The sequence below is a fragment of the Nonomuraea sp. NPDC050383 genome (genome assembly GCF_044459125.1).
Lineage (GTDB): Bacteria > Actinomycetota > Actinomycetes > Streptosporangiales > Streptosporangiaceae > Nonomuraea.
The window spans coordinates 219,339-233,157 of sequence record NZ_JBITIP010000007.1; the positions used below are offsets into that span (position 1 = coordinate 219,339).

The following is a 13,819-nucleotide window of genomic DNA, read 5'->3' on the forward strand; positions in this document are numbered from 1 at the left end:
GGGGGCCGCGGACACGACGCGGTCCCGCAGGAGAGGAACGACCGCCATGACGCCGCCCCACATCTCGCCCGGCACCCCGGCACGCCTGGACGCGTCCGCCTACCGGGCCGCCGAGCTGCTGCTCCGCCACAACCGCCGCCGGCTCGTCCGCGGCGGCAAGATCACGCCCCGGTGGATCGACGGGGGAGCCCGCTTCTGGTACGCGGTGGACGCCGCCGAGGGCGCGCGGTTCGTCCTCGTGGACCCGGAGGCGGGCACGCGGGAGCCCGCGTTCGACCACGACAAGGTCGCGGCCGCGCTCGCGGAGGCGTCGGGACAGCAGGTGGACGCCCGCGCGCTGCCGATCGCCGCCCTCGACGTCCGCACCGGCCCGCCGGGCGGGGACAGCGGGGGGAGCGGGGATGTCGAGTTCGACGCGTTCGGGGAGCGCTGGCGGTGCCGGGCCGACGGCTCGGCGTGCGAGCGCGTCCCGGGCCCGCCGCCGACCGGCCCCCTGGAGGCGCGCTCGCCCGACGGGCGGCTCGCGGTGTTCCGCCGCGGCCACGACCTGTGGGTGCGTTCCCTGGAGGACGGCGGGGAACGGCCGCTGACCTCCGACGGCGACGCCGACCACGACTACGGCGCGAGCCCCGACTTCTTCATGTACTCCCCGTTCCTGAAGCGCCTCGGCCTGCCGCACGCGCCTCCCGCGGTGGCCTGGTCCCCCGACTCCACCCGCGTGCTGACGCACCGCACCGTCCAGGACGGCGTACGGCTCACGCACCTGGTCGAGGCAGCGCCGGCGGACGGCGGCGAGCCGCGGCTGGTGACGCTGCGCCAGCCGTACCCCGGTGACGAGAGGCTTCCGGAGGCCGAGCTGGTCGTGCTCGACGTGGCCACGGGCGCGGCCGTGCCCGCCCGCGCGGAGCCTGAGGCCATGCCGACGATGTCGCCGATCCTGCTGAGATGGGCGTGGTGGTCGGAGGACGGCTCGGCCGTCCACTACCTGAGCCGCTCCCGGGACGCGCGGACCCTGCGGCTGCGCCGGCTCGACCCGGCCACCGGCGAGGTGACGACCCTGGTGGAGGAGAGCGGGGCCACGCGGGTGGAGCCGTCGCAGCGGCTCGACCGGCCCCACCTCGTGCGCGTCCTGTCCGGCGGGGACTCCGGCAGGGACTCCGGCGGCGGCTTCGGCGGCGGCTTCGGCGGCGGCTCCGGCGGGGACGAGGTGCTGTGGTACTCGCAGCGTGACGGCTGGGGCCACCTCTACCTGTACGACGCGCGCACCGGCGAGCTCCGCCACCAGGTGACGTCGGGGGAGTGGGCGGTCCAGGAGATCCTGCACGTGGACGAGGCGCGCCGGGTCGTCACCTTCACCGCCTCCGGGCTCGTCCCCGACGACCCGTACCGCCGTACCGTGTGCAGGGCCGGGCTGGACGGCTCCGGCGTGGAGCGGATCACCGGCGACGACCTGGACCACGCGGCCGTCGTGCCGCCCGGCGGCGGGTACGTCGTGGACACCGCCTCCACCACCGGCACGCCCCCTGTGACCCGCGTGCTCGGCCGGGACGGGAGCGTGCTGGTCGAGCTGGAGCGCGCCGACATCACCGGGCTCGTCGCGGCCGGCTGGAGCGCGCCCGAGCGGTTCCGCGTCAAGGCGGCGGACGGGCGGACCGACGTGTACGGGGTGCTGCACCGGCCGCACGGGTTCGACCCCGCCCGGCGGTATCCGGTGCTGCACCACCTGTACCCCTTCCCGGCCGTGACCCGGGTGAGCCCCTCGTTCGATCCCGGCTGGCACGGCTACGACGCCGAGGCGGTGGCGGCGCTCGGGTTCGTCGTGATCGCCCTCGACGGGCGCGGGACGCCGGGGCGCAGCAAGGAGTTCCACGACGCGTCGTACCGGCGGCTCGGCGACGGCGGTCTGGACGACCACGTCGCTGCCCTGCGCGAGCTCGGCGGGGACCGCCCGTGGATGGACCTCGATCGGGTGGGGGTGTTCGGCATCTCCGCGGGCGGTCACGCCGCCGTCCGGGCCATGCTCGGCCATCCGGACGTCTTCACGGTGGGGGTGGCCGAGGCCGGTCCGCACGACGCCCGGTTCGGCGATCCGGGCACGACGGAGGCGTACAACGGGCCGTACGACGAGGAGACGTACGCCGCCGCGTCCAACGTGGACCTCGCCGACCGGCTCGCCGGCAGGCTGCTGCTCGTCCACGGCGGCCTCGACACGCAGGTCTCACCGCACCAGACGCTGCGCCTGGCCGAGCGGCTCATCGCCGCGGACAAGGACTTCGAGCTGCTGGTGGTGCCAGGGGCCGACCACGTGTTCGCCGGGTACGAGCACTACGTCAACCGCCGCAAGTGGGACTTCCTCGTACGGCACCTGCTCGGCGTCGAGCCGCCGCGGGACCACCGCCTCACCCCGGTGCCCCCGGGCAGCTAGCCTCTCAAGGGGTCAGGGTGGGCTCGACGAGCTCCCGGACCGTCGCGAACGTCGCGTCCCTGCCGTCCCGCTCGGCCTCGGTGTACCCCGCGTCGCCGAGCGCGTCCCGGACGGCCGCCTCCACGCGCGCCGCGTCGGGTTGCGACAGGTCCGGCGTGCCCCGCACGGCGCGGCTCGCCCCGAGCAGCCGCGCCGCCTCGCGCGGCCGCCCGCGCCGCAGGGCCAGGTCGGCGACGCCCACCAGCAGCAGCCCGACCGCCGGGGCGCTCATCGACCGCAACGCCCAGGGCAGCGCGGCGGCGCGATGGGCGCGCGCCGACTCCAGGTCACCGGCCAGCGCGTCCAGGTACGCCAGCGAGTCCAGCACCATCGCCCGGAACCCCCAGCTCACCGGGATGCCCCGCGCCAGGTCCTCGGCCCGGGCCAGGTACGCGCGGGCCGCGCCGGGGTCACCGGCCCAGCGGGCCAGCTCCGCCCTGGTGTACGCGACCGCCACCCGCCCGTCGGGCAGCCCGATCCGCTCGGTGTCCCGCTCGGCCCGCGCCAGGGCCGCCGCGCAGCCGTCCGCGTCGCCGCCCAGCCACCGCAGGTGGGCCAGCTTCAGCCGCATCTGCCACACGTCCTCGCCGGGCACCACCTCGGTGACCACGGCGATCGCCTCCTCGTGACGACCCGCCGCCTCCTCCAGGTCGCCCCGCCAGGAGGCCAGCCCGCCCAGCGCCGTGAGCGCGGAGGAGACGCCCCACCGCTCCCCGATCGCCCGGAACCCGGCCAGGGCGCTCTCCAGCGCCGCCTCCGCCTCACCGTGCCGGCGCCCGGCCTCGATCCAGGTGAGGGCCTGGTTCATCCGCGCCATGGCCCGCACCCACGGGTCCTCGTCGGCGAACAGCCCCTCCAGCGCGCCCGCCGCCAAGGCGCCGGAGTCGGCCGGCATGCGGCTGAGCGGCCCGATCAGCCGGGCCAGCGGGTGGGGACACCACGTCCGCGCCGCGATCCCCTCGGCCGCCCGGATCCACTCCCCGGCCCGCCGTTCGTCACCGTGCCCGTTCAGCTCGAACAGTGCGGCGACGGCACAGGCCGCCGCCACGACCCTGCCGTCCGCCGCTCCTTCCACCGCTCCTTCCACCGCTCCCTCGACCGGGCCCTCGTACGGGAGGCCCAGGCCGGGCATGGCCAGCACCTCGGCGGCCAGTCGTGCCCCCTCCGCCTTGTGGCCGCTCAGCGACCAGTCGAGGAACCAGCACCAGCCCATCGCCGCCACCAGCCGTACCGCGGTCGCGTGGTCGCGCGCGGCGAGGGCGTCGCGCACGGCGGCGTCCACGTTCGCGCGCTCGGCGGCGAGCCGCCGCAGCCACACGGCCTGGCCGGCGCGGCGCAGACGGGGGTCGGCGGCCTCGGCGAACGCGGCGAACCAGGCCGCGTGGGCGCGGCGCGCCCGCTCCAGCTCGCCGGCCTCGCGCAGCCGCTCCAGGGCGTACTCCCGGATCGTCTCCAGCATCCCGAACCGCGGCCCCTCGTCGTCGGAGACCACCAGCAGTGACTTGTCGGCCAGCCCGAACAGCAGCCCGAGCACCCGCTCCCCACCCCCGGCCTCTCCCGCCGCCCGCCCGGTGACGAGGCCGTCGTCCGCGCGGACCCGCCCGGCGGCCTCGGGTGTTGTGCCGTCGTCCGCGCGGACCTGCTCGGCGGCCTCGGGTGTTGTGCCGTCGTCCGCGCGGACCTGCTCGGCGGCCTCGGGTGTTGTGCCGTCGTCCGCGCAGACCTGCTCGGCGGCCTCCGGTGTCGCGCCGCCGGAGAAGACGGCGAGCCGCCGCAGCAGCGCCCGCTCCTCGTCCGAGAGCAGGTCCCAGCTCCAGTCCACCACCGCCCGCAGGGTACGGTGCCGGGGCAGCGCGACCCGGCTGCCGCCGGTGAGCAGCCGGAACCGGTCGCCCAGCCGTTCGGCCAGCCGCTCGGCGGTCATCGTGCGCAGCCGTGCCGCCGCCAGCTCGATGGCCAGCGGCATGCCGTCCAGCGCCCGGCAGATCCGCACCACGGCCGCCGCCGTGCCCTCGTTCACCTCGAACCCGGGGTTCGCCGCCCGCGCCCGCTCCTCCAGCAGCCTGACCGCCGGGTACCTCATCGCCTCGGCGGCACCCGCGCCCTCCGGCGGCAGGGCGAGCGGCTCGACCGGCCACAGCGCCTCGCCGGTCAGCCCCAGCGGCTCACGGCTGGTGGCCAGGATCCGCAGCTGCGGGCACTCGCCGAGCAGCCGGTCGGCGAGCGCCGCCACCGCGTCGGCGAGGTGCTCGCAGTTGTCCAGGACGAGCAGCAGGTCCCGGGTTCGGAGTGCGGCCACGAGCCGGTCGGCAGGGTCGCCCTCGGGCACGGGCCCTCCCCACGCCTGCTCACCGATCCGCAGCGCGGCCAGCACAGCCCGCGGAACCTCGGCCTCCTCCCGCACCGGCGCCAGCTCCACCAGCCACACCCCGCCGGCCCGCCGGTCGAGGAAGGCGTGGGCCGCCTCGCCGGCCAGCCGCGTCTTGCCCGACCCGCCGGGGCCGGTGAGCGTGGCCAGCCGATGCCCGTCCAGCAGGTCGCCGACCCGCTTCAGGTCGTTCTCCCGCCCGACGAGCCCGGTCAGCGGCACCCGCAGATTCGTCCGCACCGCATCACCGGGAACCCCCGCCGCGACGTCCGCCGCGCGCGCCGCGGCAGGGGCTCCGGGGGCCGCGGCCACCTCGCCGCGCAGGATCGCGGTGTGCAGCGCCGACAGCTCGGGCGATGGATCGGCGCCCAGGGCCTCGGCGAGGGCCCGCCGCGCCCGCTCGTAGACGGAGAGCGCCTCCGCCCGGCGCCCGGTCGCGCACAGCGCGCGCATCAGCGCCCCCGCCAGCCGTTCACGCAGCGGGTGCTCGGCGACCAGCGACGTCAGCTCCACGACCAACGCGGCACCCGCCCCGTCGCGGGACGGCACGCGGAGATCCGCCTCGACCCGATCCTCCAGCACCGACAGCCGCAGCTCCGACAGCCGGGCGACCGGCGCGGCGAAGAAGTCCGCCCCCGCCACGTCCACCAGCGCCGGACCGCGCCACAGCGCCAGCGCCTCCCGCAGGATCCGCGCCCCGCGGGCCGGGTCGCCCGCCGCCGCGGAACGCCCCGCCGCGGCCAGCCGCTCGAACCGCACGACGTCCACGGTGTCCGGCTCGACAGCCAGGAGGTAGCCGGCGGGGTGGGACTCGATCGGGACCGAGGGCAGCGCCCGGCGCAGCCGCGACACCAGCGCCTGCACCGCGTTGACCGCTCCGGCGGGCGGGCGCTCACCCCACACCCCGTCGACCAGCCGCGCCATGGGCACCACCTGCCCGGGGGAGAGCGCCAGGACGGTCAGCGCCGCCCGCAGGCGTGCCCCGCCCACCTCGACAGGGGTCCCGTCGTCCGCCCGGAGCTCCAACGGCCCCAGCATCCCGATCCGCACGCCCCGATTCTGCCCCTCCCGCGCCTCCGCCCGGACGACGCGCCCCACGAGGTGTCGTGCGCGCTTGTCATCGACCGCACAGGCGAAACCATGATCACCCGCCATCTGGACGACATCGGACCGGCGCGGGCACTGAACCGAATCTCTTGACGAGGCCCAACCGGTACGGTACAAAACCAATCAGTTATAAAACCGAAGGGTAATCAATATGGCTGCCGACGTTCTCGACGCGACGTTCGCCGCGCTGGCCGACCCGACCCGGCGAGCGATTCTGGCCCGGCTGATGGAGGGCGAGGCCACGGTGACCGAGCTGGCTGCGCCGTTCGCGATGAGCCAGCCGGGCATCTCCAAGCACCTGCGGGTGCTGGAGCGGGCCGGACTGATCTCGCGTGGACGCGACGCGCAGCGCAGGCCCCGCCGGCTGGAGGCCGGCCCGCTCAAGGACGCCATGGAGTGGCTGGCGAACTACCGCTCCTACTGGGAGGAGAGCTATCAGAGGCTGGACGACCTGCTCGGCGAGCTCGAGTCCGGCGGACCGGACACCGTCGAACGGGAAAGCCCATGATGCCGCGGCAGGAGCAGGCCGAAGGCCTGACGGTATGGGCGGTGTCCGACACCGACCTCGTACTCACCAGGACGTTCGCCGCCTCCCGCCGGCTCGTCTTCGACGCGTTCACCCGGCCCGAGTTGCTCCGGCGGTGGCACGGCGCGCGCGGCTGGCACCTCGTCGTCTGTGAGATCGACCTGCGTCCGGGCGGTGTCTGGCGCTTCGTCTCGCGCGGGCCGGACGGTGCCGAGTTGGGCCAACGCGGGGTGTTCCACGAGGTGGACGCGCCCGGCCGGCTGGTCCAGAGCGAGGTCCATGACGGCTGGGACGCAGGTGAGGCCCTCGTCACCACCGTCTTCGACGAGCGGGACGGCCGAACCGCGATGACCATCACAGTGCGCTACCCCTCGCGGGAGGTCCGCGACAGCGTGCTCCGTACCCCCATGAAACGCGGCGCGGGCGAGGCGTACGACCGTCTCGCCGAGATGCTCAACGAGACGACCTCGAAAGGCGAACTCTGATGACCGACACCCAGCCCACGCGGACCGAAATCCCGGCCGACACCGCCGATATCCCGGCCGGCCTCACCGGACCGCCCGTCCATCCCGGTGCGCTTCTCCTCGAACTCGTCCCGGTGCCCGTCACGGACATCGACCGGGCCAAGGCTTTCTACGCCGACCGCCTCGGCTTCCACGTGGACGTCGACGTGCGGCCCTCGGACGGGGTTCGCATCGTTCAGCTCACCCCGCCGGGCTCGGCCTGCTCGATCACCCTGACCGAGGGCATCTCGTCCCTCGACATGCCGGTCGGCACGTTGCGCGGCCTGCACCTGGTGGTGAGTGACATCGAGGAGGCCCGTAAGGCACTCCTGGAGCGCGGTGCGGACGTGGGTCCGGTCGAGGACCTGGGCGGCGTCTACTACGCTCGCTTCGCCGACCCGGACGGCAACACCTGGACTCTCCAGCACATGCCCTGGCGCATCCAAGGACGCTCCCCGATGCCCGAGACCGCGTAGGCGTCGTACGGCGTCGGCCAGGCTTGTTCGCCGGCCTGTCATCGGATGGCCAGGCCGAAGCGATCGCCGAGGCTGGTGAGGCGTTCGACGGGTTCGTTGGCGAACACGAGTCGCAGGTAGTGCCGTCCGCTGGGACCCCAGCCGTCCATGGGGGTGGCGGCGATCTTGGACCGGTCGAACAGGCGGCGGGACAGTTCGACAGCGGTCAGTTCCAGGGGTCTGGTGTCGATGAGGAGTGACCAGCCGCCGTGCGGCCGGACGGCCGGGTAGGCGGCGAGCTGGTGCAGGACCACCTCGCAGCGCCGTTGCCATTCGGCGGTGGCGGCGGCGACGTCGGCATCGGCGTCGGGCGCGTCCAGTGCGGCGGCCACGGCGTCCTGGGCCAGACCGACCTGGCAGACGACGTTGGTCAAGCCCACCAGGCGGATGTCGGCGATGATGTCGGAAGGGCCCACGACCCAGCCGACGCGCCAGCCGATGAGCCGCAGCTCCTTGGCGGCCGAACCGACGGTGATGGTACGCCGTGCCAGGCCCTCGTGGGCCGCGGGGTGGCTGGCGGGGCGGCCGTCGAAGCGGATGCGTTCCATGGCCGCGTCGTAGATCAACCAGGCGTTGTGGCGTTCGCAGGCGTCAGCGAGGGCGGACCAGTGGCGGTCGTCCAGGACGAGGCCGGTCGGCATCACCGGCCCCATCATCAGGACCGCCGCCGTGTCGGGTCCGACGGCGTCGGCGAGTCGTTCGGCGTCGATGGTCCAGCCGTCCGGGGTGGCCTGTGCGGGGACGAAGCGGGGGATGCCGCCGGCGAGCCGGACCCGGTTGACCAGGCCGGCGTAGACCGGGTCGCACAGGACGACCTCCTGCCCGGGCTCCACGGTGGCGAGCAGCGTGTTGAGGATGCCGTTGAGCCCGCCGGCCACGCTGACGCACTCGGTGTCGGCGTCATAGTGGCGCCCTGAGACGCGCCCGACGTGCGCCGCGGCGGCTGCGCGAAGAGAGCGACGCCCCTGGAAGGGCAGATAGCTGTTGGCCGCGTCGTCGTCGATGGCGGCGTGCGTGGCGGCGATGGCGACGGCGGGCGGCCGCAGGTCGGTGTCGAGATTCTCCAGACGCAGGAATTCCGGGTCGGCCACGGCGTCGGCCGCGTCACCGACGGTGTCCACGCCGATGCCCGGAATGTCGCGCAACCGCGTCACTGTCATGTCGCCTCCGAACTCGAAACCATTTTACTGGTACAGATATCTCACTATGCTGATACGCATGGACCTTACGCAAGTCGTCGGGCGGAACGTGCACCGACTGCGCACGGCGGCCGGAACATCGCTGGCCGACCTGGCGTCCGCCAGTGGCATCAGCAAGACCACGCTGCACGGCATCGAGCAGGGCCAGGGCAACCCGACCCTGAGCACCCTGTGGGCCCTGGCCACCGCGCTGAAGGCGTCCCTCGGTGAGCTGCTGGAAACGCCCGCCTCGACGGTGGAGGTGGTACGCGCCGGTGACAGCCGGCCACAGGTCGAGGGGGACGCGGTCAGCGCGCGTCTGCTCCACCGCATCAGGCTGCGCGGCACCGTGGAGGTCTACGACGTCGCCATCGCCGGGAGCACCCAGCACTCCGACGCCCACCTGCCCGGCGTCGAGGAATGTCTCGTGCTCACCAACGGACGCGTCACCACCGGCCCGGCCGATGCCCCCACCGACCTGGCCGAAGGCGATTCCATTCGGTTCGATGCCGCTCGCCCGCACCTGTACCGAGGTCACGCCGCGAACAACCGCGCCGTCCTTCTCATGGTGCACCCGGAGAGCTGACCCGCGCGCCGGGGCAGGGCGTGGGCGAGGGGAGATCCGCCTCAGACGTCCCACGGCAGACCGGTCATGCAGGTCGAGTACGGCGGGCCACTCAACAAGCCGGCCCAGGTGCGCGACTCGCTCCGGGCGTTCGTCACCGGTCTGAAGAGCTTCGGCGGGTTGGGCGTCTTCTCCTGGGAGCCGGAGGTCTACGCGCCGTTCGCCACGTACGGCAGCGGGGCGTGGGACCCGGCGCCCCGGCCCGCCTCGTGCGGGCCGGGGCGCTGTCGCACCTCAGGCGTGGATGGCGCCCGGTGGGGTCAGCAGCGGATCAGCCGCAGTGCACGTTGTTGAGCTCGCGGGTCACCCAGTCCGGCACCGTTCCGGCGACGTCGATGCACTGGCCGGGCGCCGAGACGTACACCGGGCCGGCGTAGGTCTTGTACTGCCCGGCATCGGTGTCCTCCCCGCTGCCGTCACCTCGTGAGATCGTGACTCTCTTCCAGCTCCTGGTGTCGGCGTAGGCGCCGTAGCCGTACGTCAGAGCGCAGTTCTTCCCGGTGCTGGAGCTGTAGTACACCTCCAGCGTGCCGGTGCGGGTCCCGTCTCCTCTGGAGATGGCGTAGACCCCGACCCGGGAGTAGCTGCTGCCGCAGGGTCCGGTCGCGCCGGCCGGAGCGGCGCCCGCCACCAGCGTGGTGGTGGCGGCGAGGGACGCGCCGGCCAGGAGGGTTGCCAGCTTGCGTGTGCGCACGAATATCCTTTCGCTCTCCAACAATATGATCATGAATATCACCGGATGCACGGCCGCCACCCGCAAGTTGTGCGGGATGTGATGGTTCGCACAGATCGCGTCCCTCGTCGTGGTCCGTCCCTCCGTGCCCGGCTGGAGGCGATCCAGGGTGCCGTCAGGCGAGGTCGCCACGGAGGAAAGGTGGGGCCGGGCGCTTGCGGCGCGCGCGGAAACGGCGGAAGCCGACGAGCAGGGTCACCGCGGTGACGAGGGTCGCCGCGCCGGCGAGTGCGAGGAGAAGGGACAGCGGGGAGTCCATCGAGGCCGCCAGGCCCCACGTTCCCGGCTTCTGCGGGAAGGTGAGCGTCCCGGTCCGGGTGTGCTCGATCCGGCCGCTCTCGAGGGTGAGGCTGAACTTCCACGGCCCGTCGGGCAGGTCTCGGCCCAGCAGGATCGAGACGCTTCCCTGCTGGCCGGGGGCCAGCGTGGTGCCGCGCTCGACGGGGAAGGGGCCGGCGCTCAGTGAGCTCGGCCCGCCCGACATTGTCACCCGGCCTTCGAGGTCGATGGCGCGCTGGCCGGTGTTGGCGACGGCGGCCTCGATTCTTGGCTGCCCGTCGCCGGTCCGCTGAGGCATGATCTCGCCGATCTTGAAGTCTGTGGGCGGCTCCCCGCCGGGGCCGACGTCGAGGTAGGTGCGGATCCCGACGCGGTTGACGAGGGTGATGCCCTTCTGCCGGCTTGCTCCGGGGGCGGAGACTTCTGCCCAGATGACGGCGTATCGCTCGCCTTCGGGAGCCCATGCGGGCACGGCGATGGTGGCCTTGACCGGTGTCCTGCCGTGTGGGGGCAGGACGGCGGTGGCGTGGTTGAGCGTGATCCACGAGCTCAGCTCGTTGGCGGTTCGTTCCGGCGCGAAGGTGAAACGGCCGCGGCTGATACCGGCGCCGGCCGCGTACAGCCGCACCCGCTGGGGTTCGCGCGAGGCGTTGTAGACCTCGACGTGCCGGGTGAAGGTGGTGCCGGGATTGACGTGGTCGACGATGTAGGCGTGCGAGCGCGGGTCGTCCACCCGGTTGGCCGGAATCTCCAGCAACCTGATGCCGATGCTGTTCTTGCCGCTGGGACGCGTTTCTCCCCGGCCTGTCTGCGCGATCGCCGGAGTGCCGAGCATCGCGGACGCGATGAGCACGAGCAGCATCGCGCGGAAGGGCCGGGGGAGCAGGGTGGTGGGCATGCGAGTTAGGCGACGGAGTGGTTCACCGTGCCGGTGTAGGTGCCCGCTACCGCTTGGGACGGGACGTTGATCACGATGGTCGGGTTCCAGGCGGCGGAGTTGTCACCGGAGCCGCTCGTCTTGCTGAAGGCGGTGCGCGAGACGTCCAGTGACTGCGCGGCGGCCGCGTTGATCTGGCCGGGGACGAGGGTGCCGGTGCCGGAGTTGGCGGTCGCCGGGCCGGACCAGTACAGGACGGCGCTGGTGGGGATGGTTTCGGCGGCGGTGCCGCCGCCGGTGGTGAAGCCGCCCGTCGCGGCGACCGCCGACGCCACCCAGGTGGCGTTGAGGGCGGCGCGCTGGTCGGTCACCGTGACCGTGCCGAGGCTTCCACTGATCTGAGTGCCCGGTGTACCGCTCCCGACGCTGACCTGGCTGGTCGGCACGGTGATCGTCAGCCCGCTTGTGGCGGTCACGGTGAAGGTCACCGTCGTGGAGCAGGTGGTCGACGCAGGACAGGTGGTGGCCTGTGCGGCCGGGGCCACCGTCAGGGCCGCCGCGAGGCTGGCAGCACCTGTCAGGACGATGCCGAGACGGCTCTTGGACACGGGTGATCTCCCTCTTTGAGCGCCTGCCTTGTGGCCGGTCCCTATGAGCGCACATTCTCCGTAGCGATCACTGAGGGGATGCCTCCCCGAGAGGACATGCGCCAAGTCTTGGCGACCATATGGTGACTTTTTGGCAGTCATCGTGGTCACTGATATCCGGCGGAAGGCGCGGACCTGCACAGTACGGAAGATCTGGTGCATGCGCGCGGCCCACCAGCCGGAGCGGCTGGGGCGAGGCCGGCGCGGCGTGTTCAGGCGACCGGGCGCGAGTGGTGCGTGTCGTGGTCTTTACCCCGGATTTGCCGTCCATGGACGAAGTCACAGGACCCGGCGTGGATCATGTGATCTAAGCTGCCATCGGTCTTTCCGCCCGTCGAAGAGATGCCCCACCCGCGGCGCCCCGAGGGATGTGTGAGGAATCGACATGAAGCCGAGCCGTGCGAACCGCGACGTCGCGCGAACGCTCTTGCCGCTGACGACGTCGCTCGTCGTGCTGCTCGCCCTCGACACGCCCGCGCTCTCGGCCTCCCTGTCCGCCTCGCCCTCCGGGTTCGTGCCCCTCGCGACGGTTGCCTGGCGCGCGGACCCGTTGACGATCACCGTGCCCGCCTCGGTGGATCTCGGCAGCGCCGCCCTGGGAGCCACCGTCAACGCCCTGCTGGGGACGGTGACCGTGTCCGACAGCCGGGCAGGCGTTCCCCCCTGGACGGCGACCGTCTCGGCCACGAGCTTCACCACCGGAGCCGGAACACCGGCGCAGACCATCACGACCGCCGACGTCTCCTACTGGTCCGGCCCCGCGACCGCCGCATCGGGCGGCGGCAGCCGCGCCCCCGGCCAGGCCACCGCCGCTCAGAAGGCCGCTCTGACGGCGCCGGTGACCGCGTTCACCGGACGCAAGGCGGCAGTAACCACTCAAACCACGAGTTGGCAGCCGACGCTCGTCATCACCGTCCCGGCCTCCGCCGTCGCAGGCGCCTACACCGGTACCGTCACCCACTCGGTCGCCTGAGCGGCGCGTCCCTTCCGGCGCGGCGCACAGGGCACACCCGACGGCGGCCTTGAACCGATCAAGGCGCTCTCCACCCACCGAGTTGGCGCTTCCATGACGGGCCACAGACACAGAAGGCCGAAGGCGAACGGCGGCCGTGGGAGATATTGGGGTCGCGGGGGCCGCACCTGAGGCGACACCACGGCCTGGAGCAGGACCCGGACCAGCATGCGCGCCGATGCCGGACGCATCCGCAGACGGCGGCCCGATGCCGCAGATCCCGACGACGCAACGGTGCCCGGCGGTCCACCCGCGTTCCCTGTTCGCTCTTGTTCTGGAAGGGATGTCATGCCTCGTCTGACTCGGCGCCTGGGCTACCCGCTCATGGTCATGGCTCTGGCCCTGGCGGCAAGTGCCCCCATGGACGTATCCGCGTCCACCGCCCCGCCGCGCCCGCCGTCGCCTCCGCGGCCCTGGGTGACGATCTGCCTGAAGCTCAAGCAGATGCCGAACCACCGGCGCATCAAGTGCCACTTCCCTCCGGCGCCCCGCAACACCGGCCCGGACAGGCTCGCGCCCGAAGCCCGGCAGGCGCCGTCGATCAGCGAGATCTCGATACCGACCATCCCCGCGGCCCCCATCGGGATCACGACCGGTCCGGACGACAACCTGTGGTTCGCCGAGAACTACGCCAACAAGATCGGAAAAGTCACGACAGCGGGCCTGTTCACCGAGTACTCGATCCCCACCAGCGACTCCCAGCCGGCGCACCTCGTCACCGGCCCGGACGGCGCGGTGTGGTTCACCGAGGCGAACGCCAACAAGATCGGCCGCATCACCACCAGCGGGACGATCACCGAATACGCGCTGCCCACCAGCGACGCCTACCCCTGGGGTATCACGGTCGGGTCGGACGGCGCCCTGTGGTTCGTCGAGACGATCGCCAACCAGATCGGCCGCATCACCACCAGCGGGACGATCACCGAATACCCGCTGCCCACCAGCGGCGTCTACCCGATGCGCATCACCGCCGGCCCGGACGACA

The 13,819-nt window shown here is 73.1% G+C and carries 12 protein-coding genes and 1 pseudogene; 8 read left to right on the forward strand and 5 right to left on the reverse strand.

All coding sequences use genetic code 11. The annotated features are described in order from the left end of the window. Positions 1–46: 46 nt before the first annotated feature. Entirely contained in the window at positions 47–2,425 is a 2,379-nt protein-coding gene (locus ACIBG4_RS19625) for a DPP IV N-terminal domain-containing protein (protein WP_397202959.1), read from the forward strand. 4 nt (positions 2,426–2,429) lie between these two features. Here the strand turns inward: ACIBG4_RS19625 and ACIBG4_RS19630 are convergent, their stop codons facing one another. After that, on the reverse strand, positions 2,430–5,882 hold the full coding sequence (locus ACIBG4_RS19630; protein WP_397202960.1) for a BTAD domain-containing putative transcriptional regulator: 3,453 nt from the start codon (positions 5,880–5,882) through the stop codon (positions 2,430–2,432). A gap of 208 nt (positions 5,883–6,090) precedes the next feature. Between ACIBG4_RS19630 and ACIBG4_RS19635 the strand changes: the two genes are divergently transcribed. From ACIBG4_RS19635 to ACIBG4_RS19645, 3 genes are read left to right on the forward strand one after another with little or no spacing between them, the layout of a single operon-like run. Then, positions 6,091–6,447, forward strand: a complete 357-nt coding sequence (locus ACIBG4_RS19635) for a metalloregulator ArsR/SmtB family transcription factor (protein ID WP_310715275.1) — start codon at positions 6,091–6,093, stop codon at positions 6,445–6,447. Beyond that, entirely contained in the window at positions 6,444–6,950 is a 507-nt protein-coding gene (locus ACIBG4_RS19640) for an SRPBCC family protein (protein WP_397202961.1), read from the forward strand. The genes ACIBG4_RS19635 and ACIBG4_RS19640 overlap by 4 nt, the downstream gene beginning before the upstream one ends. After that, on the forward strand, positions 6,950–7,444 hold the full coding sequence (locus tag ACIBG4_RS19645; RefSeq protein ID WP_397202962.1) for a VOC family protein: 495 nt from the start codon (positions 6,950–6,952) through the stop codon (positions 7,442–7,444). Before ACIBG4_RS19640 ends, ACIBG4_RS19645 begins: the two co-directional genes overlap by 1 nt. Positions 7,445–7,482: 38 nt before the next feature. Here the strand turns inward: ACIBG4_RS19645 and ACIBG4_RS19650 are convergent, their stop codons facing one another. Continuing rightward, positions 7,483–8,643 carry a pyridoxal phosphate-dependent aminotransferase gene (locus ACIBG4_RS19650; RefSeq protein ID WP_397202963.1) on the reverse strand — a complete coding sequence of 387 codons (1,161 nt, stop codon included), beginning with the start codon at positions 8,641–8,643 and terminating at the stop codon, positions 7,483–7,485. 58 nt (positions 8,644–8,701) lie between these two features. On the opposite strand from ACIBG4_RS19650, the gene ACIBG4_RS19655 reads away from it, so the two are divergent. Both ACIBG4_RS19655 and ACIBG4_RS19660 read left to right on the forward strand, forming a co-directional pair. Next, positions 8,702–9,247: a helix-turn-helix domain-containing protein gene (locus tag ACIBG4_RS19655; RefSeq protein WP_397202964.1), complete on the forward strand. Its 546-nt coding sequence runs from the start codon at positions 8,702–8,704 to the stop codon at positions 9,245–9,247. A gap of 66 nt (positions 9,248–9,313) precedes the next feature. Next, entirely contained in the window at positions 9,314–9,580 is a 267-nt protein-coding gene (locus ACIBG4_RS19660) for a hypothetical protein (RefSeq protein WP_397202965.1), read from the forward strand. Here the strand turns inward: ACIBG4_RS19660 and ACIBG4_RS19665 are convergent. From ACIBG4_RS19665 to ACIBG4_RS19675, 3 genes are all read right to left on the reverse strand, one after another. Continuing rightward, entirely contained in the window at positions 9,558–9,980 is a 423-nt protein-coding gene (locus ACIBG4_RS19665) for a spore-associated protein A (RefSeq protein ID WP_397202966.1), read from the reverse strand. The two genes, ACIBG4_RS19660 and ACIBG4_RS19665, sit on opposite strands and share 23 nt — an antisense overlap. 154 nt (positions 9,981–10,134) lie before the next feature. Further along, the gene (locus tag ACIBG4_RS19670) at positions 10,135–11,196 is read right to left on the reverse strand and encodes a hypothetical protein (protein ID WP_397202967.1); all 1,062 of its coding nucleotides are present in this window, start codon (positions 11,194–11,196) and stop codon (positions 10,135–10,137) included. A gap of 5 nt (positions 11,197–11,201) precedes the next feature. After that, the gene (locus ACIBG4_RS19675; protein WP_397202968.1) at positions 11,202–11,783 is read right to left on the reverse strand and encodes a hypothetical protein; all 582 of its coding nucleotides are present in this window, start codon (positions 11,781–11,783) and stop codon (positions 11,202–11,204) included. Between the two features lie 424 nt (positions 11,784–12,207). Between ACIBG4_RS19675 and ACIBG4_RS19680 the strand changes: the two genes are divergently transcribed. After that, positions 12,208–12,795, forward strand: coding sequence for a hypothetical protein (locus ACIBG4_RS19680; protein WP_397202969.1), 588 nt, complete (start codon positions 12,208–12,210; stop codon positions 12,793–12,795). Positions 12,796–13,122: 327 nt separating this feature from the next. Continuing rightward, positions 13,123–13,819 (forward strand): annotated as a pseudogene (locus tag ACIBG4_RS19685) (hypothetical protein); the annotation flags it as partial.